The sequence below is a fragment of the Metabacillus sp. 113a genome, assembly GCF_050107635.1.
In the GTDB taxonomy this organism is placed as follows: Bacteria; Bacillota; Bacilli; order Bacillales; family Bacillaceae; genus Metabacillus_B.
Genome location: NZ_JBNILJ010000001.1, coordinates 492,251 through 518,343, shown reverse-complemented (window position 1 = coordinate 518,343; position 26,093 = coordinate 492,251). Strand labels below are relative to the sequence as shown.

Sequence of the window (26,093 nt, the reverse complement as noted above, 5' to 3'; positions counted from 1 at the left end):
GACACCTTCTCCGTTTGCGGGGCCTCATCTGTCTCACCAGAACCTTTCGGCTTCCCCCTCTGGCCTACAGAGGATCAGCCATCTGCACATTGCCTATACACAGCATAACTTCCAGCCTGCCTGTTAGTAGGTTCAGTCAGGAGAATCGACAGATCGTTTTACAGACGAATATGGTAAATAGGGCTGAATGGCACGTGGGTCAGCCCCCGATATGAGACATTTCAACTTTCGAACCGTTTGTCATTCCTTCTCTTCTTTCGTCTGAATATCGGTCGGTTCTCCGGTTCCATAAGGAAGAGATGACTTCAGCGAGCTCACTATCTGTTTTTCCTTCTCTCAGCAGTTCTCTTAAGTCGAATCCGCTGCCTGCAAAAAGACAGGTATACAGCTTTCCTTCAGCTGAAATTCTTGCTCTTGAACACGTGGAACAAAAAGAATCCGTAACAGAGGAGATAATGCCTATTTCGCCTTCATTATCTGTATACCTGTACCTGGAAGCAACTTCGCCTAGGTAATTCGGGGCTATCGGTTCAAGAGGCATACTCTCTGATATTCTGCTGATTATTTCTTGTTTAGAAACAACTTCTTCCATTTTCCAGCCATTCGTATTTCCGACATCCATGTATTCAATAAAGCGGAGGATGTGCCCCTTTTCTTTAAAGTAGCGGGCCATTGGGATAAGATCCTGTTCGTTTTTTCCTTTCTGGACAACCATATTAATTTTAACCGAAAGCCCCGCTTCAGACGCGGCTTCAATCCCTTCTATCACTCTTTTCACAGTGCTTTTATTCCCGTTCATGCTGTTAAACCGGCCTTCATCCAATGAATCGAGACTGATTGTAACCCGGTCCAATCCTGATTTTTTCAGCTCATGGGCCTGTTTCTTTAATAAAGATCCATTTGTAGTGATGGCAATGTCGCGAATCCCTTCAATGTGAGCAAGCCTTTGAATAAGCTGCGGAAGGTCTTTGCGCAGGAGCGGCTCCCCGCCCGTTATTCGGATTTTTTCGACTCCCAGTGCGGCAAATATTTTCGCCAGCCGTTCCACTTCTTCAAAGGATAAAATGGATTGTGCGTTTAAAAATGGGTAATCCGGGCCGAAAATCTCTTCAGGCATACAGTATCTGCACCTGAAATTGCAGCGGTCAGTCACTGAAATTCGCAAATCGCGGAGCGGACGCTGAAGTCGATCAAAAATTTCCGGATTCATCGCTGATCCTCTCCTTCCGTGTTAATCTTCATCCAGGATAATTCGTTCAGGACAAGTGTAAATGTTCATGGATTCATTTCGTATAAACCCGGCCGCCGTAATTCCAAGCTGATCTGCCAGGGTCAGAGCAAGCTCAGTCGGAGCTGATTTGGACAAGACGATTTCACAGCCGATTTTCGCAACCTTTAGAAGAATTTCTGAAGAAATCCGGCCGCTGAATACAATGACTTTATCTCCAATGGAAATCCCGTGCTTTAGGCAATGGCCGTAAATTTTATCAAGAGCATTATGCCTGCCGATATCCATCCTGCTTAAAATCAGTCCGTCCGCATTACAGAGGGCAGCGTTGTGAACCCCTCCTGTCTGCTGAAAGGTAAAGGCTGACTGCTGCATTTCACCCATCAGCCTGAAGCAGTCAGCTGCCGTCATCCTGATCCGGATGCCTTCCATTTTCTTCGCGGTGAGCGCATCGTTGGCAAACACAAAACCCGGTCTGCTCATCCCGCAGCATGATGTAACGTAGCGCTTGCTCTGGAAATTGTGAAAATAGGGGTTCATTTTGCTTAGCTTCACATGCGCATACCCTTCTCTTTCCTGAATCCATATGTCCTGAATATCCTCGTATTTTTTTATAACGCCCTCTGATGCCAAAAAGCCTGTGACCATATCCTCGATGTACTCAGGAGTGCACACCATCGTTACAAATTCCTGCCCATTGACCTTAACGGTTATAGGGAATTCCGTTACAACAAGGTCCTCTGTATGCTCGGCACAGCCGTTTTTCACCCTGATGATTTTTCTATTTTCTTCAGCCGGTTTCATGCAGCGACCCCCAAACATGAATAATCCTGATTGAACCAATGAGAGAAACGGCTATATTCTCCTCCATTAGAAAATATCGGCAGAAATTCCAACCCATTAGTCCTTCCTTACCCTCCATAGGACTACCTGAACACACTTTCTGTATCCTTTTTGCTGGAAAGGCAAGGTTCATCTCATTTTCCGTTCTCATTCAAGAGTATCATACCGGCAGCTAATGGCCCTAAAGTCAATGGCGAAACCAAGCGCAGAATGACATTTGACTTACTCCTATTGCCTCTATTAATCAAACTAAATTGCGAATTGATCGTACAGCTGAAAAAAATTACTTAATGAGGCTCCTGTTGTTTAATCATTTAAATAAAAGCTCTGTTTCTATTTATAATAATGCTCTGTTAAACTTGGCTGCTGATTGCAGCCAGCAGGCATTCGCTTATCCAAGAGCGGTGAGCCTCCCCCTGGCCTCCCCTGTCCCGCTGCTCTTAAGCTTGAAGTGTCACATCTTCCGCTCTAATCAACAGGTATTATCAATACCCACATTAACTAAGCCTAAAATGAAAAAGCTGCCCTAAAAGAAACGAATTTCTTTTGGGGCAGCCATTATTCTATTCCAGTCCTTCAAGTTTTCCGGGCATGACTGCGTAAGATCATGTGCCTATGGCTGTTCAGCCTGCGATTATTTAACTTCTACCACAAAAGGAAATAGGTGCACCTTTCCTTTCATTTTAAACTCAGCCCAGATCTTGTACAGGCCGGGCTTCTCAAATTCGGTTTCGAACTTTGTTTCCTTCTTGGAGACTGGATGAACATGAATGTGTTTTTCAGCCTGTCATCCAGGATTACAACGTGGCCTGAAGCTCCGAGATATGGCTCGGGGGTTCTTTTATTGAAAGAAAAGCTTAATACAACAAGGACGCCGCTGCTTAATTTTTTAGGATTAAGCTCAACCGTAAATTCTCCTGACGATTGTTTGCTATCGGTATCTGACTTTAAAGCAGGGGGGTACTTTTTCGCCTTGTTTCCCGCTTGCAGCACATCCGGCTTTACCTCATAGCGTCCATTTTCAGGCTTAAGGTCATCAAATGCTTTATAGGTTCCTGGTTTAAGAGCTTTCTTGATTTCATAGGTTCTTTTTCCTGTTCTGATTGGGTGAATATGATCGTATTCCGCTAAATCTTCACTTACAATCATTACATGCATCCGTTTTTGATGATGAATAAGCAGATGATCATAAGATTTTCCTTCCTCATTTTTCACCTATACTTGAATATTTCCATTCGCATATTCCGTTTCCGTCAAGATGCGGCTGTTAATGATCAGCGCTCGCCTTCATCCCTTCATGTTTGTGAATCTTATTGTCTGCTGCTTCCGGGCTGCTGTTTAGCTGAACGATGATATATACACCTGTTATTGCTCCTGTCACCAGGATAGCGGCTAACACCCATTTCCACAGGATAGACATTCGAAAACTCTCCTCTTTTTTAAAGTTTAACTCTTTGAAGTCTGAGCGCGTTCAGTACAACAGAGACAGAGCTGAATGCCATTGCGGCACCGGCAAGCCAAGGAGCAAGAAAGCCGGCTGCTGCTATCGGAATTCCTAGAACGTTATAGCCCAGCGCCCAGAAAAGATTTTGTTTAATATTCCAAATGGTTCTTTTGCTCATCAGCAGTGCATCGGCAATAAGTGTTAAATCACCTCTGATGAGCGTAATGTCCGCAGCCTCCATAGCAATATCCGTTCCTGTACCGATGGCGATCCCTGTATTGGCTGCCGCAAGGGCAGGAGCGTCATTGATTCCGTCGCCGGCCATGGCCACTTTCCTGCCCTGCTGCTGCAGTTTTTTAACAGCTGCTGCTTTTTGTTCGGGCAATACCTCTGAGATCACCTCTGAGATACCAGCCTCGCGGGCTATGGCTCTTGCTGTTCTCTCATTGTCGCCGGTAATCATTATGACCTGAATGTTCAATTCCTTAAGCCGTTTGATTGCCTGGGCTGATGTATCCCGAATCGTATCGGCAACTGCCATCAGTCCGGAATAAACCCCATCTATACTGACAAGCATAACGGTCTTTCCTTCTGATTCCATCGCCTCCATATCCGGATACGCCTCTGACACATCGATGGCAAATTTCTTCATTAGCTTACGAGTGCCTGCAAGCAGGACCTTCCCTTCCACAGCAGCACGGATTCCATATCCCGGGATTGCTTCAAACTTCTCTACGGCAGCCAGCGGGATCCCTTTCCTTTGAATTCCCTCAGCCACAGCTTTCGCGAGCGGATGCTCCGATTGGTTCTCTGCGGAAGCAATGATGGATAGCACTTGCTGTTTTTCTTCATGGAATATCCGGATATCCGTAAGCTCTGGGGTTCCGTAAGTTACAGTTCCGGTTTTATCCAGCAAGACAGTGTCGATCTTATGGGCATTTTCAATATGCTCCCCGCCTTTGAATAAAATACCGAATTCCGCCGCCCTCCCCGATCCTGCCATGATCGATGTCGGGGTTGCAAGCCCGAGTGCACATGGACAGGCTATGACGAGCACTGCAATAAATTTTTCCAGCGCTGAAGAAAGATCACCGGGATTAAGCCATACTATCCAAACAAAGAAGGTCAGAAGAGCCACCCCAAGGACAGCTGGCACGAAGACACCTGAAATTTGATCTGCAAGACGCTGAATCGGTGCCTTTGAACCTTGGGCATCCTCTACTGCTTTAATAATTTGGGCGAGTGCTGTTTCTTTTCCGACCTTACTTACCCTGAATGTCAGAAAGCCGTTTTTGTTCATAGTTGATCCATAAACCAAATCTCCTGATTTTTTATCGACTGGAATGCTTTCTCCTGTCAGCATCGATTCATCCACTGCTGCAGTCCCTTCAACAATCTCCCCATCCACCGGTATTTTTTCACCCGGACGCACAACAACTATATCTCCGAATGTCACTTCATCAAGCGGCAAAACGGTTTCTTTCCCATTGCGGATAACTGAAGCAGATTTTGCCTGGAGTCCCATCAGCTTTTTTATCGCCTCTGAGGATCTGCCCTTTGCCCTTGCTTCCAGCAATTTCCCAAGCAAAATCAAAGTAATCAGAATGGCGCTCGTTTCAAAGTAAAGTTCCGTCATTTGAGTATTAGCCAGAAGATGCGATTGGGCTGTCAAATATACACTGTAAAAATAGGCGGCCGATGTCCCCAGCGCTACCAGAACATCCATATTGGCTCCTCTATTTCTCAAAGCATGGAATGCCCCAATGTAAAATTGCCTTCCCGCTATGAATTGCACCGGGGTGGCAAATGCCAGCTGAACCCAAGGATTCATGAGCATTTCCGGCAGAAAAATGAAAGAGGTGAAGGAAAAATGGCTCACCATCGCCCATAGCAGCGGAAAAGAGAGGATGGCAGCAAACAAAAACCTTCCCTGCTGATTTTGAAGGAGCTTCTGACGCTCCTCATCCGTTTTTCCACTACCGTTAACGCCGCTAACTGCTGCTTCGTACCCCAGTTTTTCAATCCGTTTGACCAAATCATCAGGCGTTAACTCAGAGGGCTGATATTCTACTGACGCGCTTTCCGTCGTCAGATTGACAGAAGCATGTATAACTCCATCCATTTTATTTAGCCCTTTCTCAATCCGGCTTGAACAAGCCGCACATGTCATACCCGTGATGGAAAGCGCCGTTTTTTCACCACCAGTCTCATACCCGAGATCCTTCACCTTTTTATGAATGTCCGAGATGGAGATGGTGTCCGGATGGTAGATCACCTTTGATTTTTCTAACGCAAGATTGACATTAGCCTGCTCCACTCCGTCCATTTTCCCGAGTCCCTTTTCTATACGTGAAGCGCAGGCTGCACATGTCATACCGCTGATAGGTATGGTAGTTTCCTTAAATGAACGGCTCATTTTCTCATCTCCTATACCTTTAGGGGGTATATTTTCTTAAAAATGAAACGTGCCATGTAACCCGGCACGCTGCCACTTCCCTAGTCTTTTACATCATAGCCCTGATCGTCAATCGTTTCCTTGATTTTCTCTAACGTGACTTTTTCAGGCTGAAAGCGCACTTCCACTTTGCCTTGCTGTAAGGATACTTTTACAGATTCTACACCTGCTAGTTCACCTACACTGCCTTCAACTGCTTTTACACAGTGCTCGCAGCTCATTCCGTCAACTGTAAGCGTTGTATTCAACGTCAATTCCTCCTATCCCTTTTTCATTAATTTGCTGATTGTCAGCAGCACTTCATCGAGGACTTCCGAATCTCCAGCCTGAATCCGCTCTGCTACACAGGTTTTCATATGCCCTTCAAGCAATAGTCTTCCAACACTGTTTAATGCAGCCTGAGTAGCGGCAATCTGCGTAATCACGTCATCACAGTATGTGTCTTGCTCAATCAGTCTTTTGATGCCCCTTATTTGGCCTTCAATGCGGTTAAGACGGGAGGTAAGATTCTTTTTGGTTAATTCTGAATGATGGCTTTTTCTTTCGGAGCTTGCGCAATGCTCAGCTTCCTGTTTTCCAAGTTGTATTTGCTCTTCTTCCATCTTTCCACCCCCTTACGCTTCTTATAATATACCATACCCCTATTAGGTATGCTAACAAACCGCTTCTTTCCCCCTTCCCTTTAGCTTTGGGCAGGAAGGCTGATAATGATATAATACATACAGATTTGAAGGAACTGAAAAAGGATGCGGATCATGGAAACAATTATTGTAATCGGGGCAGGTATCGCAGGGGCTTCAACTGCCTATCATCTTTCTAAATATGGAGCGGACGTCATCCTGGCAGACAGGGAAGAGCCCGGTCAGGCCACAGGTGCTGCAGCGGGAATCGTGTGCCCATGGCTCTCTCAGAGAAGAAATAAAGCTTGGTATCTGCTTGCTAAAAACGGTGCCCGCTATTACCCTGAATTGATTTCACAGCTCGAAGCGGATGGCGAGACGGAAACCGGCTACGCAAAAACAGGGGCCATCAGTCTCCATTCTGAAGAAAAAAAGATTATGAAGATGGAGGAAATGGCAATCAAAAGAAAAGCAGATGCCCCGGAAATCGGAGAAATCTCGCGGCTTTCTCCTTTTGAGACGTCAGCGCTCTTCCCTGGTCTATCTGATCATTTTTACGGCTTACACGTTACTGGGGGAGCGAAAGTCGACGGAGGGAAAATCTGCAGCGCCCTTATCCAGGCAGCGGTAAGAAATGGAGCATCTTATCTGACCGGTGATGCCCGGCTGCTCTTTACGGATCACCAAGTTACAGGGGCTGTAATTGGAGGGGAAACCATTCGGGCAGAAAAAGTAATCGTTTGTGCAGGTGCATGGGCCTCCCAGCTGCTGGCTCCGCTCGGAATCCGCTTTAACGTTACCTTTCAGAAAGCGCAAATTGTCCATCTTGAGCATACAGAGAAAAAAACGGACAACTGGCCTGTTCTTCTGCCGCCGGGCACTCAATATTTAGTTCCTTTTTCAAATGGAAGGATCGCTGCAGGCACTACTCATGAAGATACCCTATCCTTCGAACCTGGTCCAACAGCAGCGGGGATCCACGAGGTACTCGGCAAGGTGATGGAAACGGCTCCCGGTTTGAAAAACAGCCAGTTTGCAGAAGCAAAATACGGCTACCGGCCATTTACAGAAGGATTTTTGCCGGTATTTGGAGCACTGCCTGGCTGGAGGGGCTTGTTTGCCGTTAACGGACTAGGTTCTTCCGGTCTGACAATGGGTCCGTATATCGGGGCTGAGCTCGCTAAGCTTACTCTTGGAATGGACTCTGACCTTGACTTAGGTCCGTATAGCCCTGCTATAACCATTGAATCTTACTAGGAAGTGAATTGATGAACAGCAAAGAAGTAGAAAACCAAATCATCCAAAACTATCAAAAGGATGAGAAAATGATGATTCTCGTTTTTGCCCAATGGTGTATCAATCATGGCTTGGATCCAGAGTCACTCTATCAATCTGCCTATCCGGGCCAGCAAAAGAACCAGGTCCTCCGGGAAGCACTGGAACTTACCGTTTCAAAAGAGGAAGCAGGTCCGATTGCAGATGATACCTTGCTTGGTGTTCTATCATTGTTTGGCAACGAAGACCTTGCATTTGCCGTCACGGAGGAAATAGAGAAAAAGAGAAAACGAATAAAATAACCTTGCAGAAATGAATTTCAGCAATCATTCATTCTTAAAGACTGTATTTGTCCTGCGTTTTTGATAAAGTGTAAGTAAAGCATCCATTTAAAGGAGAGTGCTGATCCAGCGTGCATAAGCATGACCAGACAATTGCGGTTGATGCAGCCGTATTAACAGTCAGTGATTCGAGAACAAAAGAGAATGATGCGAGCGGATCGCTCATTCAAAATCTTTTAACCAAGCATGGCCACAGCACGATAGCATACAGCATTATGAAAGATGAACAGAGCCTCATATCCCGGACGGTTACCGGCTGGTGTGAAAACCGTTCGATCCAGGCCATCATTGTTACAGGCGGAACTGGCTTCAGTCCGAGAGATATAACCTATGAAGCGGTATCCCGGCTCTTTGATAAAGAAATGAACGGCTTTGGAGAGCTGTTCCGCAGTTTAAGCTACGATGAAATCGGCCCTAAAGCCATGTTCAGCAGAGCGGCGGCGGGAAGCCTGGATGGGCGCGCCATCTACCTTCTCCCGGGGTCCGAAAATGCTGTGAAACTAGGGATGGAGAAGCTGATTCTTCCAACCATCCAGCATTTCATTGAGGAGTTAAACCGCTTATGAAAACAGCAGGAGTCGTGCTCGCCGGAGGAAGATCTTCAAGATTCGGCAAGCCTAAGATGTTTGAGATACATAATGGCAAGACGTTTTATGAACACAGTTTGGACGCTCTTAAGAACAACGGACTTTCTCCGCTGATCATTTCGACAAACAAAGATCTTTCAGCCCAGTTCAAACGGGAGGACATACGCCTCATAGTTGAAGAGGAAAAATTATCCTACCAAGGTCCACTGTTTGCCATTCACAATGTCATGAGCAGGGTTGATGACCCGGAATGGTTTTTCATCCTTTCTTGTGACATTCCATTTGTTACAAATGAGTTCGTTAATGAAATGCTCGAGTTTGCAGAGGAATCTGATGCGGATGCTGTGGTCCCTGTTCAAGGAGGACGTATCCAGCCATTAATGGCGCTCTACCACAGAAGGACGATGCAGCATCTCGAGAAGATGCTGGAAGCGGAAGAACATAAGCTTTCCCAGCTTTTAAATGACCTGCATGTCTTAACCATCCCTTTTTCAGAGGATGATCCTGCTTTTATCAACATCAATCATGCGAAAGACTGGAGTAAAGATTACTAGGGGGAATGGGAATGGAGTTTACCCATTGGAACGAATCAGGCCGACCGAGGATGGTGGACATATCCGATAAAGCAGACTCGGACAGAACCGCAGCAGCGCAGTCTATTGTCTCGATCTCAAATAAGCTTTACGCGGCAATTCAGGAAGGCGTAATTAAAAAAGGCGACCCCCTGCAGGTTGCTCAAATCGCAGGGATCATGGGCGCAAAAAAAACGGCGGAACTGATTCCCATGTGCCACCCCATTCAGCTTCAGGGGACCGATTTTGAGTTCCGGTACATCCAGACGGTAGAGGGCTATGATCTCGTCATTACGGCTGCTGTCAAATGCGACGGGAAAACAGGCGTGGAAATGGAAGCCCTGACCGCTGCGTCCATTGCCGCATTAACGTTCTATGACATGTGCAAGGCAGTGGACAAAAGCATGGTCATCAAAGAGACCTGTCTTTTAAAGAAAACAGGCGGCAGGAGCGGCGACTATAAGAAGAATTCCAATCATGAACCCAAGAATGCGGAATGAGCATTCCTGGGTATTTATTTTGCCCCGGAACTTTCCCTTCACATTTGGGCTTTTGATTCTATGAACCGGCTGTCAGAGGACTTTTCCTTAAAGATGAGCCAAAGGAGCACACTCATCCCTGCCGCAATACCTTCCAGTGAAAGGATGTACCATGGATAAGGACCAAGCAGATCCAGCAGACTTCCGCTTGACGGCTTATGATCCAAAAACATATAGTTTCCACCTGTTTGGCTGTTAACAAACAAAACCACAGGCAAAATCAGATTCAAAAATAAAATCGTTTTTACTACTGAAAAAATTGTTGGTCTATACCCTTTTGTCCATGTGTAATAAAGCGGCACGGCCATAATCCAGATGTGAGTATAGAAAAAGTGAAAAAAGCGGAAATGCGGAAAGCCTATATCAAGGACAGGCGTTAATACAGCCTGAGAGGCACCCATCAGACCTATAAATAGCAAAATTTCATAAAACACTCTTTTTCCTGTCAGGAGAAGCAGGAAGGTCATGATAAAACTGATGTTGCAAAGCTCCAGCGGGAGGGCATGCCGGAGCTCCCAATTATCATGAATGAGCAGCCAAACATGATAGAGAAGCTCGAACGCGATTAAGCTGATGGCAAGCATCCTTTCATACCGCTTCATATTCATCTTTTGCAATACCGCTCTACAAGCATACAGCGCCCACACTAAAAGCAGCAGAACTCCCAGTGCCGCTATGTGAGTGTCTCCATACATCGCGAATGGAAAGTCTTCATGGCTCCCGGTAAATACATTCATTAAGTGAATCTCCAATCAATACGGCGTCCCTATTAGTCTATCATGGCACTAAAATGCTTATCACCTCTTTTCTTGATAAATAGTAAAATGAACGACTAATGCAAACATTTTTTCAACAGCCGCCTATTGAGCTAAAATAAAGTCATCTGCAAGAAAGAAAGAAGGAATACGATGAAGCTTAGTATTTTAGATCAATCACCCAGATCAGCTGAAAAAACACCTAAAGATGCACTTGATACTTCGCTCCGGTTAGCTATAGCTGGTGAAAAGCTTGGATATCACCGCTATTGGATCGCGGAACATCATGATTTTCCCGGTTTAACAAGCTCAGCCCCTGAGGTCATCATCAGCTGGATCGGAGCAAGGACGAAAACAATCAGACTTGGGGCGGGAGCCATTCTGCTGCCTCATTATAAACCCTACAAAGTAGCTGAAACGTTTAATCTCCTCTCTACTCTATTCCCTGGCCGGATCGACTTGGGAATCGGCCGTTCTCCTGGAGGATCTGCTGAGGCCTCCATGGCTCTTTCCGGAAATTTTCTTGAAAATGTAAAAAACCTGCCTTCCTCACTGGAAGAGCTCTTACACTTTTTAAGAGATGATTTCCCAGAGGACCATCCATTCAGAGCACTGAACCCCTCACCTGTTCCGGCATCTTCTCCGCGTCCCTTTGTTTTAGGGACAAGCAGAAAAAGTGCGAAACTTGCTGCAGAGAATGGAACAGGCTATGCGTTTGGTCAATTTATGGGAAGTCATGATCCAGATATAATTAAGGATTACAAAAAATATTTTGCTGCAAGCAATGGCATGGATGCACCTGAGGCCATTTTGGCCGTCCCGGTTATTTGTGCGGAAACAGAGGAGCTCGCTGAGAGAATCGCAATCCCCTCTCTCGTTTGGCAGCTGATGATTGAGAAAGGAGAAGGAGCACAAGGTGTGCCTTCCTTTGATGAGGCAAAAGCCTATCTTAAAACGGATGAAGATTTGGAAAGACTGGATAAATTGAAAGCTTCAATGGCAATCGGCTCACCTAAAACCATCAAAGCAAAGCTCGAGGGATTAATCGCTGAATATGGAGCAGATGAAGTAATGATGGTTACAATCACGCACTTAGAGCACGAAAAAATCCGATCCTATGAGCTCATTGCACATGAATGTTTTTCAAACGGTTAAATATGAAAGAGGCCTTGGAGTGGAGGTCTTTTTTTTGGTAGTCCGAGCTGGGTGAACGGCAGAGGCGGTGGCGAATTGTGTCGAAAAGTCTTTATATTTAGAGTACGGACAATATATTGTGAGTACGGACAATAAAACGGAAGTACGGACAATATATTTAGAATACGGACATTAAAACGGAAGTACGGACAATAAATTAGAATAACAGTCTAAAAATGACCAAAATCAGCTTCTATCTGAAACATACAGGCACTTGTGAAGCCTAGAATATCGCATCTATCAGGCTATCGGAGGTCATCCTTGAACGAATGGTGTTACATTCCTGACGAAATCCATAATAATTTTGCGGATGGAAGCCCTCATTTAAAAATATCGGAACAGTTCAAGATGATAGCTTAAATTAAAAGGCCGGAATCATTCTCCGGCCTTTTTCTCAATCAATTGAATGTGGTAATCTGCTATTGCATTTTCCTCATACAAATTCACAGCCGAGGTGGAATATTGCTGGATTACGGCTTGGAAAGACAATCCTTCCTCAGGAACTTGTATGTGAAAATCGTTCTTATACAGGAGCGTTGTGACTTCATGGTATTCTTGTCCGCTTCTGACTTTAAAGTTAAAGGTAATCTGATGCAATCCGCCAGCACGGTCATGTACAAAGCCGGTTCCTTCGAAACGCCTCTCATTTATTAAAATTTCCATGAATGATGCTCCCCTTCCCGAGTACTTTTCTAACGCTTTTTCGTAAAGCCCATAAAGAAAGCGCCCCCCGCTTACCGGAGCGGCGCATCATGAGATTAATGATGGTTATGCCAGCCCTTGCGTTTGTTAATAATTTCAAATCTTTCTTGCGGTACGAAAAAGAATTGAATCCAGACGCCGTCCAAAAACTCTTCTCTGCTGTCCATTAAGATGTCTATCCCCTTGTCAGTATGGACAATTTCATCGTGCTCTGCAGGTGTATCAAGCCTCACATCATAATGGGCATGATCTCCGTGCATTTCGGTTATGAATACGCGGATCATTTTTCCTTGTCCTTCTTCACTTTCAAGCATTTGCTTTAGCTTTTTTGCCGCATTGCGGTTTATTTTACATTCCATCATCATTTCTCCTTCAGTTGTTCTTTGCCACTTGGGATGTTAATTCATAGGATTTTAATCTTGCCTGATGGTCAAAGATGTTTGCGGTGATCATAATTTCGTCCGCCTGTGTTTCATCGATAAATTTCTGCATCTTATCTTTTACCTGCTCAGGGCTTCCGATAGCTGATGCTCTTAATGTTTGCTGAATAGAAGCTTTTTCATATTCATTCCATAGAGCGTCCATATCATCTACTGGCGGATTCAGCTGGCCTGGACGCCCTCTTACCAGATTAAGGAACTGCTGCTTCATGGATGTGGATAAATAGCGGGCCTGTTCCTCTGTTTCAGCTGCCACAGCATTCATCCCTACCATTGCATAAGGCTTGTCCAGCAAGTCAGAAGGCCGGAAATGCTTCCGGTAAATATTGAGAGCTGAAGTGGTGTGATCCGGTGAAAAATGGCTTGCAAAGGCAAATGGCAGACCCAGCTGTCCGGCAAGCTGGGCACTGAAGCCGCTTGATCCGAGGAGCCAAACCGGGATGTCGAGCCCTTCACCCGGTACTGCCTTGACGTGGCTATATTCTGAAGGCTTAAAGTAAGCCCTCAGTTCTTCTACCTGCTCGGGGAAATCTTCACCTGTGCTCAATTCTCTCCTTAGCGCTTGAGCTGTGAGCTGATCTGTTCCAGGCGCTCGTCCGAGACCAAGATCAATCCTTCCCGGAAAAAGAGATTCCAATGTTCCGAATTGCTCTGCGATAACAAGGGGTGCATGGTTTGGCAGCATGATTCCGCCGGAACCTACCCTGATTGTGGAAGTGCCATTGGCAATATGGCCAATGACCACGGAGGTAGCTGAGCTGGCGATTCCCCTCATATTATGATGCTCTGCAAGCCAATAACGGTTGTATCCCCATTTTTCAGCATGCCGGGCAAGGTCCAAAGAATTGGCAAGCGCCTCGCCTGCATGGCTGCCTGATACGATCGGGGCCAAGTCTAATACAGAAAGTTTTATTTCATGAAGCTGTTTATTGTCTGGGTCGGCATAATTCCGTTCAAACACATCTATTCCTCCATTGCATGTAGAATTTATCAAAACAAATCATTAAATGATCAAATCATAAGGACAACTTTACTATATGTCCCGCTAAATTTCGAATCATCTGCACCACCAGGCTAAACCTTCCTGAATAGGTATGAATGGATCTTTTTCTGACAACACTGAAGAAAAAGGAGTGAATAGCGTGAATCAGCTTGCTGTTATAAGTGTTAAATTTATTATCGCTGCGGCCGCCTTCGCCATTGGCCTTGATTTATTCTTTGAAGCCGGAGTGCCGGATATTCTTTCCTTTAGTCTATTTGCCGCGTTGGCTACTTATTTGCTGGGAGACCGGGTCATTTTTCCTGCCCTTGGAAGCCGGGCCGCTGTTATTACGGAATTTTTTACTGTTTATCTAGGTGTATGGATTTTCGGGTCGGTGCTATATGAAAACTATTTGCAAATCGCATGGGGGAGCATTATTTCGGCTGTGATTTTTACTGCGGGTGAGATACTTGTTCATTTATTTTTGCTTGACCGGGCAGCCTTCGCTCCCAGTTCTCCTGTCCGTGCCAGCCGGCCTGCTTTTGGGTCAGAATTCTCAAAAGAACTTGATCCCAGAGATAAAAATAATAAATAAACGTTCGTCAATTTTTCCTTTCAACTTTCAAAAAATGACCGGATTTGCCTATCAAAAACATACAAATCCCCCCTTCCATCTTCATATAAAAGCGGCAATTGAGGATCTTTTCGAATATTTTCCAGAAAGTAATCAGAATTCGCGGAGCGCTCAAATGTTTTATCCCGCGAAAAAGACGGTATTAGATAGGTAACAATCTCAAATTAAGGGGGGAGCATCGTGGTAATTAGAGCAGGAAGCTGGAAAATGCTCTCGGCAAAAGAAAAGCTGTTCATCTTAAAAGCCGTTAGCCATTTATATAAATCTAAAGCGTAATATCCTCTTGAATCTTCCTATAATCGGCAACCCATTCTTCTGTCCAGTGCATCTATTATTCCGGATAAGCAGAGCGCCTCACTCCATGCAGGCTGAACCAATGAATGTATAGACGCTCCTTCCAGTCCCTGATCCCGCAATTATCAATCCCATTAAATTAGCGGCCCGGCTTGTGCGGACCGCTTTTATTCATTGCCGTTCAAGAGGACAGTTCCTTAAGACTAATCTTATAAAGCTTATCATCATCCGCCTTTGGGTTTCCCCTGCCATCCGTATTATTCGTAATAAAGTAGAGATGATCTCCCTCCAGTAAAACGTCCCGTATTCTTCCATAGCCGCTAAGGACTTTTTCCACTTTTTCTGAACCTGTTTGAAACTTATAGATCCCCTGTCCTCCCAGCCCTCCATAATAGAGGGTTTCTCCACTTATTGCAGAGCCTGATGGTGCCCAGGAATAATTACCGGAATGGGCAATGGGTGTTTTCATGTTCTCTTTTTTTTCATCACCGGTTATTGCGGGCCATCCATAATTTCCACCTGGTTCAATCCTGTTGATTTCATCATATCCACTTGGTCCATGCTCTGTACTGTACATCACTTCATCCGCTGTCCAGGAGATCCCTTGCGGATTACGGTGTCCGTAAGAAAACACATATGAATGTTCAAATGGATTATCTTCAGGAATGGTTCCATCCAGATTCATCCTCAGGATTTTTCCTCCGAATTGCTCCGGATCCTGGGCGATTTGATCTTCTGAAGCATCTCCAGCTGTGGCATAAAGCTTTTGGTCGGGTCCGATTTCAATTCTCCCGCCTTGATGTACAGGACCGCCCGGTATTTTATCCAAAAGCGTTTTCCTTTCCTTCCATGTGTCTTTATCCAGCTGAAGCTCGATCAGACGGTTATAGGCCTTTCCATCGTTATCGTAAGTATAGTAGGCGAAAGCCTTCCTGTTTTCTAAGAAATCAGGGTGTAAGGCAAGCCCCAGCAGCCCGGCTTCTGCCGCATCAGCAAATGGCTTCTCCAGCTCGGTTTTCATCCTCGTTTTCTTCTCTCCTTCTACCTTAACAATTGAACCTGTCCTCTCGGAAAGATAGAGTACACCGCTGCTGAAGTTAAGGGACCATGGAATGTCGAGCTGATCGGCGATTATTTCTGCTCTCTTATTTTCTCCAGCTGCAGTTTCCCTGGCATCCTCTTGGGCTTCATCCTGGACAGAGCATCCAGCTGCGGCTGTGAAGGCAAGAAACAATAGCATGAATTTTTTCACGATTGCACCTCCTGTTTTTAAAGGGATTAACCATAAAAACGGCCTGAGTGCACAGGCCGTTCCGAATTATGATAAAAATTCAGCAGGATTCAGTCCCAGCTCTTGGCAGATGTCTGCCACTGCCTGCTTTTCTGAAGGATCGAAATTTCCGTCTGCAAATCCAATGGCCACACAATAGCGGACGACAAGTCTCCCAATCTCAGGCTTTGAGCGGACATTCCCAAGCGCTCTCATTGCCTCTGCCCTTCCAGACATCCAGTCTCTTTCTAAGGACATGACAAACTGATTGAACTTTTGATTCACTTTTGCTGTATCAAAGACACGAAGCTCCTGGCTGCTGCTGAAAAATTCATTTACTTTTTGTCTTTCTGTGTCGGATATGTGTCCATCAGCAAGACTGACGAGAGCACAGCCTGCAACGATTGCATCCATTACATCCTGGCTTTTAAAGCGCTGCAGCAGTTCCTGGGCATTCCGTCTTTGTTCATTGGCCCAAGCGGCAAAATCCTTTTGATCAGGAGACCATTTATGAGAACATTGATTGCAGTTGAATTGAACTTTATTTCCGCCTATAAATCCACCAAGCAAGCCTACCGGCCCAAGTACCAGTCCTCCTAAAGCTGCTTTCCCGATGCCAAACCCTTTCTTGCCTGCCCGGACATTTTGAGAATGGCATCTGGGACAGGAAGCTGTGCCGCTGCCCGCATTCGTCTGAACGACGCCGCTTCTATAGGATGGCTGAGCATTTTGATTGCTGCCGGGGTAAGGCTGGACTGTTCCATGATTTTGCTGATATGGATTAGAGCTGATTCCCTGACCTCCCTGGTATGCACCTTGAGAAAAGCCCTGCTGATTTTGCTGATAGCTCTGCTGACTGTTCTGGAAGCCCTGCTGATTTTGCTGATAATTCTGCTGGCCTGGCTGTATGTATCCCGACTGCGATTGCGCCGGCTGCTGCGGTGTAAAGGAAGGGGGAGTCTGGTGGCTGAACGAAGGTGCAGCTGCAGGTTCGTCGTCTACGGTTACACCAAAGTTCCGGCAGAGTGCAGCCAGGCCGCCTCCGAACCCGCTGCCAATCGCATTAAATTTCCACTCAGCCTGGTGGCGGTAAAGCTCTGCAGCAACAATCGCCGTTTCTACAGAAAATTCATGCCCAAGCTCGTAACGGATGTACTCCATCCCATTGTCCTCATTGTAGATCCGGACATAAGCATTGGAAATCTGCCCAAAATTCTGTCTTTTTTCCACCGCATCATGGATGGTGATGGTAAAAGCTATTTTTTGAAATTTCGGGGGTACCCTGCTTAGATCTATTTTAATGAGTTCATCATCCTGAAAACCAGCTCCGGTCCGGTTGTCTCCGCAGTACAGCACAGAGCCCGCTGCACCATTGGGGTTATTATAAAAAATAAAATCGCTGTCCGAGGGAACTTTACCATTCTCCCCCAACAGGAATACCGATGCATCCAGGTCATAGGATGCTCCGCCCATCGAATTCACATCCCAGCCTAATCCCACTGCTATTTTGGATAGTCCCGGATTTGTTTTCGTTAAATCTACCTTTTGCCCTTTACGCAATGTGACACCCACAGATTCATCTCCCTCTCTGTCAAATAAGGAATTTAGTCTCTATTATTCTACCATCAATTCTGAACTTCCCCAAATTATTACATATTAAAGGACCAGCAAAAAATTTGCCGGTCCATAACATTTCGTAACTACAGGAAATGCGGTCTGCATTTATGCTTGAGCATTATGATGATAGCAGAATGTACTTATGCATGGCACTGATAAAACTGATCATTTTACTCTTAAGCTGGACTGGCTAACATTGAGACTTGCGTCAATTGATATCATAAATCCATATCACTGGAACCAATACTTATTTTTCATTTAGGTAATCTTTATTTCTACTTCATTCTTATACTAAATAACTGACCACCTCTGGTTGCAATTACAATACTCTGGTCAATTACAATGGGAGAAGCCTCTATATTAGTGCCTAGATTTATTTTATCAGCAATGTTGCCATTATGATTGAGAAGATATAAATTTCCGGCAGAGTCCCCTTGAACTAAGTAGGCTTTGTCGTTTTCGGTATAAACAGCCACTGTGGAAGACCAGCTGTAATCATCCATTTCCCAGCGCCATTTTTCTTCCCCTGTTTTAGTATCAAAACTAATTAAAAGTCCCCCATTAAATGATTTGTATCTGGATATATTGTAAATAACCTGCCCTTCCAGCGCCCCTTCCCCTACTACTGGGGTTCCAAGCACGCCGCCATTTACTGGCCTTTCACCCAGTAAGGAGAAGCCAGGTAATTTCTTTTCCCACTCTATCTTCCCGTTTAAACCATTAATTTTCTGGATTCTGGCATACCCCGCTGCCCCTTGCTTGTCAATTTGTGAACCCGTATAAAGAAACGGTGTGTTTTCCTCATTGCTTACAACGAGCGTGGCATCCGTATCATCATAGGGGGCATTGGCCCATACCGGTTCATTCTTAATTAGATCGATAGCTTGTATACCTCCGCCATTATCTGCAAAATAGGCAAGGTTTTTGTAAACAGCTATTGAGTTTTCTACTCCCTGATAGTCGTTCCCCTCCTGTTTATACCGATACTTAGAAATTGCAGGATTAATCGATATTTTGCCTTCAGAGGGTATATATTCGGTATTTAATTTTATAGAATAAACAATCCCGTTTTCCCCTGCAATAATCATTGCATCCTCTTCTTTATGGATGAGTGGAGAGCCATCGAAGGCCCCCCATTTTCTATAGGCGTAGGGATCTTCACCCGGTATGAAGGACAGAAGCGACCCATCTATCAAACTGTAAATCCTATAGCCTATTTCTCCAGTATGAGGAACCCCCTGCCCCACATACAGCAGTGGATACCCCCGAGGATCCAGAGCCACACTTCCTTTGATGGGATTTTTTATATGAATGGGTTTTCTGGTCGCTTTGCCGGTTTCCAAGTCAAGAAAATATACCCTTCCATCAAGGGATGCAAAAACGACTTCTCTAAAATTTTTTTTACTTTTATATTCAGGATATAAATTCATTATTTCTTTTTCTTTTGCCTTCCAGGCTATAACACTAGGCTGTCCAACCCAGCCTCCCCCTCCTCCCCACTTAGGAGAAGAAGAAGTTTGAAAAGCCCAATTATTCATCAGGCTCTCCTCTTTTATAATCGTGGAGCCGGTGTAAGCATTGTTTCGGAAGGGACCTGCTCTAAACGTGAGAATTCCATTAATATCCTGGTATTTCCTTGGGAACGGGGCCGTAAAACTCTCATTTGATTTGCTTAATTCATATGTAATAGCAGATGCGCTTGGTTGCTTTATCGCATCAATTTTCATCCATTCCTCTTTGGATTGAGTTGTTATTTGTTCCTTTGCTGCAGCAGAAACTTCTTTGCCAGCATGCTCTTTCATACTTCTGTCAGTATGCTGCTGCATGCATCCTGCAAGAATAAAAACTGTAACTATGGAAAATAGTATCCTGATTATATAATTCAATAATTCCCCTCCTGGCATGGCCTTCATGTGTTTTTTTATTCGCCACCCCTTCTTTCTAATATCCTGCAGATCCTATTTTCGAAAAGTTTATAGGTTTATTCAGCTTATAGCCAAACCTTTTTTAGAACGTGGCTTAAAGCAGACAAATTCCCCTGCCATGACGGTGTACAGGTTCCTTCGATTAGCATTCAGAGTTTATCTGTCCATTCTTCGCTTATTATACCATATTATTACATTAATAAAGGACCAGCAAAAAATTTGCCGGCCCTTACCTTCTTCTATTTATGCGAAAACGGACATTTTCCTTTGATGGGTTCCACATCATCCCCGATAAAATATTGTTTCCATTCGTTATGGTTCACGTCACCATAGTGGCTGATATCCGGATGAGTAGGGAGCTGATCCCATTTTTCCACCCGCTCCCGTACTTTTTCACGGGACATGATGCCGCCTTTTTCTGTCCCCTCCAGCCCTTCAAAAATCATTCTTGGCTGAAATCCAAGAACCAGGCTGTTTCCAAGGTCTCTTGTTTTCCTTTGCTTATATGCGGGGGCATTTCCGAAAATGAAAAATGGTTCCCCTGCAAAATGAAAGTCCCACAGGTGATGCTCCGGATCCTTAGGTGCATCCTTCGGCCACGGTTTTGGATCGTGCTCGTGAAGATACTGCAGAATATCCCAAAAGCGTTTGCGGTACAATTCAAGCTCCCCTTCTTCTTCTTCAGGCTCCATAAAGACAAAAAGCCCATGCCGTGTATAGGGAGGATCTTTAAATAATTCCAAAAACTGACCGACCGCTTTTGGAAGATTGGACCAATCCTCTCTCGTTATGTATGCATAACGCAGCTCCCCCTTCTTTTCAGCCTTCATGCCAAAATAGCAGGGAAACGTTGCATCTGTCACAACACCATGAAAATTCTGATATTCTTTCAAAAGCCAATCTGGTACAAGATCCGGATTTGTCATATCCTCTTTAGTGAGTAGAGAAGAAAAAGCGGTTTGCATAGTGAACCTCCTTTAAATGAACTGTTTTTTCTTTTCCCTGTTTGACGGTTTGAAAAACTAAAGAGCGTGCTCCTTGCTTTAAGCCTTGCCGCTGTGGCATTCTAACAGAAAAAGCCTGCAGGAAGGATTTTTTAGATGAAATTAAGTATATTGGATCAGGTTCCTGTCTCTAAAAACACCTCTGTTACGGAAGCGCTCAGCGGTACGCTCAAGCTGGCCCGGCATGCAGAAGAAATGGGCTACAGCAGATATTGGTTTGCAGAACATCACGGCACTAGGGGAATGGGCAGCACTTCCCCTGAAATTCTAATGTCCTATATTGCTTCCAATACAAAATCAATCAGAGTCGGTTCAGGGGGTGTCCTTCTTCCCCAATACAGCCCCTATAAAGTAGCTGAGAATTTCCGTCAGCTCGAGGCACTTTTTCCTGGAAGAATAGACCTGGGAGTAGGGCGTTCGCCGGGGGGCACAAGAAAAATCCGCAATGCCCTTCTGGACGGATCCGCCAAAAGCATCGAAGAATTTCCAAGGCAGCTGAATGACTTGATTTATTATATAACCGATTCGATTCCTTCAGACCATCCTTACCACGGAATTAAGGCGGCACCTTTCACCAAAACCGTCCCGCCCATTTGGGTGCTGGGACTTGGAGAGAACAGCGCTGAATTGACTGGAGGTCTTGGCCTGAATTATGTTTTTGGGCATTTTATTAATCCGTCACGCGGCAAAGAGGCTTTTACGGCCTATAGAAAATCCTTTGAACCCTCCCTTTTTTCGCCAGCCCCGGGATCGCTATCCGCTGTATTCGTAATTTGCGGAAAGAACGATGAAGAGGCAGAAGAAAGGGCGCTCAGCCAGGACTTATGGCTGTTAAGAGTGGAAAAGGGCCTGGATAGCAGAGTGCCAAGTATTGAAGAAGCGAAAGCGGCCTCCTATTCTGAATCAGACCGGACCGTCGTATTACGCAACCGTAAAAGAATGATCATCGGCGGTCCGGAAAAAGTAAAAAATGAATTGGCCGAGTTATCAGAGCGCTACGAAACAGAAGAATTTATGGTTTTGACCAATCTGCATTCGTTCGAGCACAAAGTACAGTCTTTTGAAAGGCTCGCTGAACTCTATTTATAACTTTGCCGAGTTGCGGCATACTACCCGTTAAAAGGATTTGCACAGCTGCTGCGGGGAGTTTGAAAAGGATGCTAAAAAAATTGCTGCTGACGGGGGCTCTCACGGCCATCACGCTATTTGGAATCGGATACCATGCTCTCCGGGACATTCGCTCTCAAGCTGAGGTTTACAGCGGGCAGCATCCACTTGCTGCCTCAAAGGTGTCCTATGGGGATGCTGATTTGCTTACAGACGGAAATCAGCTGCTCCATTCGCTATTTAACGACATCCATCAAGCTGAACACTATATATACATTCATTTCTTTATAATCCGCAACGATGGGATCAGCAGAAAATTTTTAAATTTATTAGAAGATAAAGCGGAAGAAGGGATTGAGGTAAAGCTGTCTGTTGATGCCATTGGAGGAAACGAAATCACAGACAGCCTGATTTCGAAACTTGAAAAAAGCGGGGTTCAGTTCACGAAAAGCCGGCCAATCTCTGCCGAACATTTCTTCTACCGTCTAAACCATAGAAATCACCGCAAGCTTGCGGTGATGGATGGAACCGTTTCCTATATTGGCGGGTTTAACGTAGGAGAAGAATACATTGGAAAGGATCCCTCATTCGGCTACTGGAGGGATTATCATGTCCGGCTTACAGGACCCGGTTCACATTCCATCGCAGAACAATTTTTAAAAGACTGGGAGGAGGACACGGGTATAAGACTTTCGGTACCTGTCTCGCGGGCAAAAGCTGAACCTGGGTCTGAGAGGTATCAGCTCCTTTATTCCACTGGACCAGATCTTGAAAAGAAAATGATTGAACTGATTGGCAAGGCTAAGATAAGCATCATGATCGCAACTCCTTATTTCATCCCAACCGACGCACTGATGGACGCACTGCTTTCTTCTATCCGACGGGGAGTGAAGGTTGAGCTGTTAATCCCGGATAAACCCGATTATTGGTACACGAAACCGCCGAGTTATCCCCGCACCAGAAAACTCCTTAAAGAAGGAGCAGACGTTTACCTGTACCAGAAAGGATTTTTCCATGGAAAAGTCTTCGTGATAGACGACACGGTTGCCGATATCGGAACGGCAAACTGGGATAAAAGAAGTCTCTTTTTAAATGATGAAGCGAACTGTCTTTTTTACTCCCAGCCGTTTATTTCCAAAATAAAAAAGGAGCTGCAGAAAGATATTTCCTCCAGCCGCAGCCTTACGGAAGATATGTACGAAGAGCTTCCCTACTGGGAAAAAGCATTGGAGCATACTCCTTCTTGGATTTATGAGCTGTTTTAATCCAATGCATGCTTGAGATTAACGTACTTCCGAAAGAAGTCTCCCTCTTCATACAGGTGAAGGTGCAACAGCATGAGCGGTAAGGGTTTCGGTTAGGCGACGGGCTAAAGACTTTTGCTTTATGCATACTGGTATTTCAGTGAAATTAGATAGTAATAACCATTCAGTGTTCTGGATGTATGATCATCTTGTTTTGGCCGTGAAATATAGAAGGAATGTTATGGATGATGCCCATTTCAGACTATGCCAAAGATAAATTTATCCCATTGGCCGAACATCACACTATAACATTGTTCGAGTGAAACCATGAGATGGACCATGCTCACATCTTGTTCAAAGCTCAGCCTGATTCGGAATTGTCAAAGTTCATCAATGCTTATAAAAGTGCTAGTTCAAGCCGCTATGCGGACAAGAACTTCATCTGGCTTAATGACCGGGTCCGGGATCTCTTTATATGGTAAAAAGCCGGGTCCACCGAATGATCAAAAGCTAAAGCTTTCATTTTCTCTCTCCCTGCTTGCTGTTTTCTCTTATTACGATACTGCCGTTCAGTCCGGTAATCACCACATGCGGATGTTGAAGAAACAGCCCGTGGTCTACGATTCCGGAAAGCTGCTTCAGTTCAGCTGCAAGTCTGTGAGGATCCTCAATGCGTTTCAGATGGAGATCATAAATCACATTTCCGCTATCCGTCAAAAACGGTTTGCCTGCTGTGTTTTTTCTCAAAATGGGATGTAATCCTTGTTTTTCAAGCTTTTTCTCAATGTGGGCTGAACCAAATGCCACTGCCTCAACTGGCAGGGGAAATTTACCGAGATGCTGAACGAGTTTTTCATGGCTTGCAACCCATACAATTTTTCTTGAAGCGTTTGCGACTAGTTTTTCTCTCAGCAGTGCTCCGCCTCCCCCTTTTATCCCATTAAACTGGGGGTCAATTTCATCCGCTCCATCAATTGTCACATCAATTCGCTGAACATCATTCAAATCTATTAAAGGGATGTTCAGGCTTTTCGCATGAAGGGCTGTTTTCTCTGAGGTCGCTACACCCTTCACACTCATGCCCTGCTTTACGAGCTCTCCGAGTTTCTCTATTGTAAAAAAGACCGTGCTGCCTGTACCCAGCCCTACGGTCATGCCGTCTTTTATGTATGAGGCTGCATATTCTCCTGCCTGTTTTTTTTCATTCATTTTTCTCCCTCCTATGTAGAAGAAACGGCCGGGGAATTTGTCCGGCCGCCATTTTTTATTAACGAGTGATTTGTTTGAGCTGTTTTAGAATTTCCTGCGGCTCAACACGGTCCTTGTAATCGGCTTTCGTATATTCGTAGACAATGTTTCCACTTTGATCGGCAATATAGGTAGCTGATACAGGCAAAGTCCACGATTCATCCCCGTTGTGTCCTGGAACATCCAGCCCTTTTTCTTTATAAATATCAATCAGGTACTGAGGCATCTCATAAACAAGGTTAAAGTCACGTGCTGTTTTATTCCCTTGATCACTAAGTACATGAAAGGCGAGATCGTTTTTTTCCTTCGTGCTTAATGAAGCATCTGGATTTTCAGGACTGATGGCAATTAATTCAGCACCAGCATCGTGAATTTCATGGAGAATATCCTGGTAAGCCTTCAGCTCCATATTGCAATATGGGCACCAGCCGCCTCTATAAAACGTAATGACTGCAGGCCCTTTTTTTAAAACATTGGCGATACTGACTTCATTTCCCTGTGCATCCGGCAGGATAAAGTCCGGCACCTGATCTCCAACCTTCAAGCCTTTGCCTTCTTCGGATTCTTCAAGCTCACGAATTGCTTTTTCCATATCTTCCTGGGTTTTGGCCGATGCATTTTTTTTGAATTTTTCTAAGTACTGTTGGAATTGACCGCCTAAGGATTGCTGAGTCATCAATAAAACCTCCTGTTATGATATGAATTGTACGAACCCATCGTAACAAGTTTTGTCCTTAAACGCTTCCGATATGCTTACTCGAATGGGAAAAGGGCTGTTTCATGACCGAAGAGCCGCTTAATTACTCCCTCCAAATCGGTTGACCCAAGAAAAAAATCGGAATGATACAGCCTTGTTCTTAGACGGAAGCCATCCAGAATCAGCATGAATAGCTCCGCAGCCTTGTAAGGATCCGTATTCCGCGGGATCGTTCCGTTCTGCTGACCGGATCTGATCCATAAAACGGCAAATTGGAACAGGCTTTCATAAAACTCATCCATCGCATCCTTAGCTGTTTGATGTTCGGACCTTGACACGAGATAAACAAAAATTTTCCCGATTATTTGATCAGGGTCCTCTATGGCTTTAAGCTGCCGGGCTAAAACATCGGCCGGGTTTAGCAGTGTTTTTTCGCCTGCTGACAGCTGATAAAATAGCTGTTCATTCTTTTCAAGCGTTAAATTCTGCAACAGTTTGGCCATTAAATCGTCTTTCCCGGTTACGTAGTGATAAATCGCTCCTTTTGAAAGTCCTGTTGCTTTCATCAGTTCAGCGAACGTCGTCTTTTCACAGCCTTTTTCTGCAATCAGCTGTCTAGCAGATTCCAAAATCATATGTTCGGATCGCAGTCTTTTTTTTACCTGTTTCACGACATCCCTCCCGCCCTAATTATAAAAACCGACCGGCGGTCTGTAAATAGCGACAAAAAAATACCCGACTCTTTGACAGAATCGGATAGAGATTACATCATTCGTCTTCGTTCACAAATCTTTTTAATGTCAGCGGTTTTGCCAATACTTTTTTAGCTGCTGCAAAGAACGTTTGAAAATGTTCAGATTGATTGTGGAAATCGATTGATTGCTGATCTTTCCATTGCTCAAGCATAACGAAATGATTAGGATTGTTTACTTCTTCATATAACCTGTAGCTGATGTTTCCTTCCTCGTTAGACGATTGCTCCACAACATGCATAACCTTATCAAGAAATTCTTCCCGGTATTCAGGCTTCACATTCATATAAGCTTCTAGACTGATCATCATCCATTCTCCTTCCG

The 26,093-nt window shown here is 44.8% G+C and carries 28 protein-coding genes and 1 pseudogene; 10 read left to right on the top strand and 19 right to left on the bottom strand.

From position 1 onward, the window contains the following. Nucleotides 1–199: 199 nt before the first annotated feature. The 7 genes from moaA to ACQCVE_RS02715 form a co-directional block, all read right to left on the bottom strand. On the bottom strand, nucleotides 200–1,210 hold the full coding sequence (moaA, locus tag ACQCVE_RS02745) for a GTP 3',8-cyclase MoaA (protein ID WP_426844217.1): 1,011 nt from the start codon (nucleotides 1,208–1,210) through the stop codon (nucleotides 200–202). 21 nt (nucleotides 1,211–1,231) lie between these two features. Next, on the bottom strand, nucleotides 1,232–2,032 hold the full coding sequence (fdhD, locus tag ACQCVE_RS02740; RefSeq protein WP_426861508.1) for a formate dehydrogenase accessory sulfurtransferase FdhD: 801 nt from the start codon (nucleotides 2,030–2,032) through the stop codon (nucleotides 1,232–1,234). Between the two features lie 717 nt (nucleotides 2,033–2,749). Beyond that, nucleotides 2,750–3,220 carry a hypothetical protein gene (locus ACQCVE_RS02735; protein WP_426861506.1) on the bottom strand — a complete coding sequence of 157 codons (471 nt, stop codon included), beginning with the start codon at nucleotides 3,218–3,220 and terminating at the stop codon, nucleotides 2,750–2,752. A 118-nt stretch (nucleotides 3,221–3,338) separates the two neighbouring features. Further along, nucleotides 3,339–3,491, bottom strand: coding sequence for a hypothetical protein (locus tag ACQCVE_RS02730; RefSeq protein WP_426861504.1), 153 nt, complete (start codon nucleotides 3,489–3,491; stop codon nucleotides 3,339–3,341). Between the two features lie 19 nt (nucleotides 3,492–3,510). Next, nucleotides 3,511–5,931, bottom strand: coding sequence for a heavy metal translocating P-type ATPase (locus tag ACQCVE_RS02725; protein ID WP_426844213.1), 2,421 nt, complete (start codon nucleotides 5,929–5,931; stop codon nucleotides 3,511–3,513). A gap of 80 nt (nucleotides 5,932–6,011) precedes the next feature. Next, nucleotides 6,012–6,218 (bottom strand): copper chaperone CopZ, encoded by a 207-nt coding sequence (gene copZ, locus ACQCVE_RS02720; protein ID WP_426861502.1) that lies wholly within the window; start codon nucleotides 6,216–6,218, stop codon nucleotides 6,012–6,014. A gap of 12 nt (nucleotides 6,219–6,230) precedes the next feature. Beyond that, nucleotides 6,231–6,572 carry a metal-sensitive transcriptional regulator gene (locus tag ACQCVE_RS02715; RefSeq protein ID WP_426861500.1) on the bottom strand — a complete coding sequence of 114 codons (342 nt, stop codon included), beginning with the start codon at nucleotides 6,570–6,572 and terminating at the stop codon, nucleotides 6,231–6,233. Between the two features lie 153 nt (nucleotides 6,573–6,725). Between ACQCVE_RS02715 and ACQCVE_RS02710 the strand changes: the two genes are divergently transcribed. The 5 genes from ACQCVE_RS02710 to moaC all read left to right on the top strand — a co-directional run bounded on the left by ACQCVE_RS02710 (nucleotide 6,726) and on the right by moaC (nucleotide 9,865). Beyond that, complete coding sequence (locus tag ACQCVE_RS02710; protein WP_426861498.1) at nucleotides 6,726–7,847, top strand: NAD(P)/FAD-dependent oxidoreductase; 1,122 nt, start codon at nucleotides 6,726–6,728, stop codon at nucleotides 7,845–7,847. An 11-nt stretch (nucleotides 7,848–7,858) separates the two neighbouring features. Continuing rightward, nucleotides 7,859–8,167: a hypothetical protein gene (locus ACQCVE_RS02705; protein ID WP_426861497.1), complete on the top strand. Its 309-nt coding sequence runs from the start codon at nucleotides 7,859–7,861 to the stop codon at nucleotides 8,165–8,167. Between the two features lie 110 nt (nucleotides 8,168–8,277). Then, the gene (locus tag ACQCVE_RS02700; protein ID WP_426861495.1) at nucleotides 8,278–8,772 is read left to right on the top strand and encodes a MogA/MoaB family molybdenum cofactor biosynthesis protein; all 495 of its coding nucleotides are present in this window, start codon (nucleotides 8,278–8,280) and stop codon (nucleotides 8,770–8,772) included. Further along, complete coding sequence (locus ACQCVE_RS02695) at nucleotides 8,769–9,347, top strand: molybdenum cofactor guanylyltransferase (protein WP_426844206.1); 579 nt, start codon at nucleotides 8,769–8,771, stop codon at nucleotides 9,345–9,347. Before ACQCVE_RS02700 ends, ACQCVE_RS02695 begins: the two co-directional genes overlap by 4 nt. Nucleotides 9,348–9,358: 11 nt before the next feature. Next, entirely contained in the window at nucleotides 9,359–9,865 is a 507-nt protein-coding gene (moaC, locus tag ACQCVE_RS02690; protein WP_426861493.1) for a cyclic pyranopterin monophosphate synthase MoaC, read from the top strand. A 38-nt stretch (nucleotides 9,866–9,903) separates the two neighbouring features. Here moaC and ACQCVE_RS02685 read toward each other — a convergent pair whose 3' ends face one another. Continuing rightward, nucleotides 9,904–10,641, bottom strand: coding sequence for a TIGR02206 family membrane protein (locus ACQCVE_RS02685; protein WP_426861491.1), 738 nt, complete (start codon nucleotides 10,639–10,641; stop codon nucleotides 9,904–9,906). 171 nt (nucleotides 10,642–10,812) lie between these two features. Here ACQCVE_RS02685 and ACQCVE_RS02680 point away from each other — a divergent pair, with 171 nt between their 5' ends. Then, nucleotides 10,813–11,814 carry an LLM class flavin-dependent oxidoreductase gene (locus tag ACQCVE_RS02680; protein WP_426861489.1) on the top strand — a complete coding sequence of 334 codons (1,002 nt, stop codon included), beginning with the start codon at nucleotides 10,813–10,815 and terminating at the stop codon, nucleotides 11,812–11,814. A gap of 414 nt (nucleotides 11,815–12,228) precedes the next feature. Here the strand turns inward: ACQCVE_RS02680 and ACQCVE_RS02675 are convergent, their stop codons facing one another. The 3 genes from ACQCVE_RS02675 to ACQCVE_RS02665 form a co-directional block, all read right to left on the bottom strand. Beyond that, nucleotides 12,229–12,516 (bottom strand): DUF3219 family protein, encoded by a 288-nt coding sequence (locus ACQCVE_RS02675; RefSeq protein WP_426861487.1) that lies wholly within the window; start codon nucleotides 12,514–12,516, stop codon nucleotides 12,229–12,231. Nucleotides 12,517–12,611: 95 nt separating this feature from the next. After that, nucleotides 12,612–12,914 carry an iron-sulfur cluster assembly accessory protein gene (locus ACQCVE_RS02670; RefSeq protein WP_426844201.1) on the bottom strand — a complete coding sequence of 101 codons (303 nt, stop codon included), beginning with the start codon at nucleotides 12,912–12,914 and terminating at the stop codon, nucleotides 12,612–12,614. A gap of 13 nt (nucleotides 12,915–12,927) precedes the next feature. Continuing rightward, nucleotides 12,928–13,956 (bottom strand): LLM class flavin-dependent oxidoreductase, encoded by a 1,029-nt coding sequence (locus ACQCVE_RS02665; protein WP_426861485.1) that lies wholly within the window; start codon nucleotides 13,954–13,956, stop codon nucleotides 12,928–12,930. Between the two features lie 181 nt (nucleotides 13,957–14,137). Between ACQCVE_RS02665 and ACQCVE_RS02660 the strand changes: the two genes are divergently transcribed. Beyond that, nucleotides 14,138–14,572: a DUF2512 family protein gene (locus ACQCVE_RS02660; RefSeq protein ID WP_426844199.1), complete on the top strand. Its 435-nt coding sequence runs from the start codon at nucleotides 14,138–14,140 to the stop codon at nucleotides 14,570–14,572. Nucleotides 14,573–15,086: 514 nt separating this feature from the next. Here the strand turns inward: ACQCVE_RS02660 and ACQCVE_RS02655 are convergent. The 4 genes from ACQCVE_RS02655 to ACQCVE_RS02640 form a co-directional block, all read right to left on the bottom strand. Further along, the gene (locus ACQCVE_RS02655; RefSeq protein ID WP_426844198.1) at nucleotides 15,087–16,157 is read right to left on the bottom strand and encodes a PQQ-dependent sugar dehydrogenase; all 1,071 of its coding nucleotides are present in this window, start codon (nucleotides 16,155–16,157) and stop codon (nucleotides 15,087–15,089) included. 66 nt (nucleotides 16,158–16,223) lie between these two features. Beyond that, nucleotides 16,224–17,747, bottom strand: a complete 1,524-nt coding sequence (locus ACQCVE_RS02650; protein WP_426861483.1) for a TerD family protein — start codon at nucleotides 17,745–17,747, stop codon at nucleotides 16,224–16,226. A gap of 320 nt (nucleotides 17,748–18,067) precedes the next feature. After that, nucleotides 18,068–19,678 carry a PQQ-binding-like beta-propeller repeat protein gene (locus ACQCVE_RS02645; protein ID WP_426861481.1) on the bottom strand — a complete coding sequence of 537 codons (1,611 nt, stop codon included), beginning with the start codon at nucleotides 19,676–19,678 and terminating at the stop codon, nucleotides 18,068–18,070. 278 nt (nucleotides 19,679–19,956) lie between these two features. Beyond that, nucleotides 19,957–20,682 carry a YqcI/YcgG family protein gene (locus tag ACQCVE_RS02640; RefSeq protein ID WP_426844195.1) on the bottom strand — a complete coding sequence of 242 codons (726 nt, stop codon included), beginning with the start codon at nucleotides 20,680–20,682 and terminating at the stop codon, nucleotides 19,957–19,959. A gap of 135 nt (nucleotides 20,683–20,817) precedes the next feature. Here ACQCVE_RS02640 and ACQCVE_RS02635 point away from each other — a divergent pair, with 135 nt between their 5' ends. The 3 genes and pseudogenes from ACQCVE_RS02635 to tnpA all read left to right on the top strand — a co-directional run. Next, on the top strand, nucleotides 20,818–21,810 hold the full coding sequence (locus tag ACQCVE_RS02635) for an LLM class flavin-dependent oxidoreductase (RefSeq protein ID WP_426861479.1): 993 nt from the start codon (nucleotides 20,818–20,820) through the stop codon (nucleotides 21,808–21,810). A 68-nt stretch (nucleotides 21,811–21,878) separates the two neighbouring features. Continuing rightward, on the top strand, nucleotides 21,879–23,093 hold the full coding sequence (cls, locus tag ACQCVE_RS02630) for a cardiolipin synthase (RefSeq protein ID WP_426844193.1): 1,215 nt from the start codon (nucleotides 21,879–21,881) through the stop codon (nucleotides 23,091–23,093). A 139-nt stretch (nucleotides 23,094–23,232) separates the two neighbouring features. Then, nucleotides 23,233–23,518, top strand: a pseudogene (tnpA, locus tag ACQCVE_RS02625) (IS200/IS605 family transposase); the annotation flags it as partial. Between the two features lie 73 nt (nucleotides 23,519–23,591). Here the strand turns inward: tnpA and rpiA are convergent. The 4 genes from rpiA to ACQCVE_RS02605 all read right to left on the bottom strand — a co-directional run bounded on the left by rpiA (nucleotide 23,592) and on the right by ACQCVE_RS02605 (nucleotide 26,076). Then, nucleotides 23,592–24,281, bottom strand: coding sequence for a ribose-5-phosphate isomerase RpiA (gene rpiA / locus ACQCVE_RS02620; RefSeq protein WP_426844192.1), 690 nt, complete (start codon nucleotides 24,279–24,281; stop codon nucleotides 23,592–23,594). Nucleotides 24,282–24,339: 58 nt separating this feature from the next. Then, nucleotides 24,340–24,996, bottom strand: coding sequence for a peroxiredoxin-like family protein (locus tag ACQCVE_RS02615; protein WP_426844191.1), 657 nt, complete (start codon nucleotides 24,994–24,996; stop codon nucleotides 24,340–24,342). A gap of 77 nt (nucleotides 24,997–25,073) precedes the next feature. Then, a complete protein-coding gene (locus tag ACQCVE_RS02610) occupies nucleotides 25,074–25,688 on the bottom strand; it encodes a TetR/AcrR family transcriptional regulator (RefSeq protein WP_426861477.1) in 615 nt (204 codons plus the stop codon). 97 nt (nucleotides 25,689–25,785) lie between these two features. Continuing rightward, the gene (locus ACQCVE_RS02605; RefSeq protein ID WP_426844264.1) at nucleotides 25,786–26,076 is read right to left on the bottom strand and encodes a putative quinol monooxygenase; all 291 of its coding nucleotides are present in this window, start codon (nucleotides 26,074–26,076) and stop codon (nucleotides 25,786–25,788) included. Between the last annotated feature and the right edge of the window lie 17 nt (nucleotides 26,077–26,093).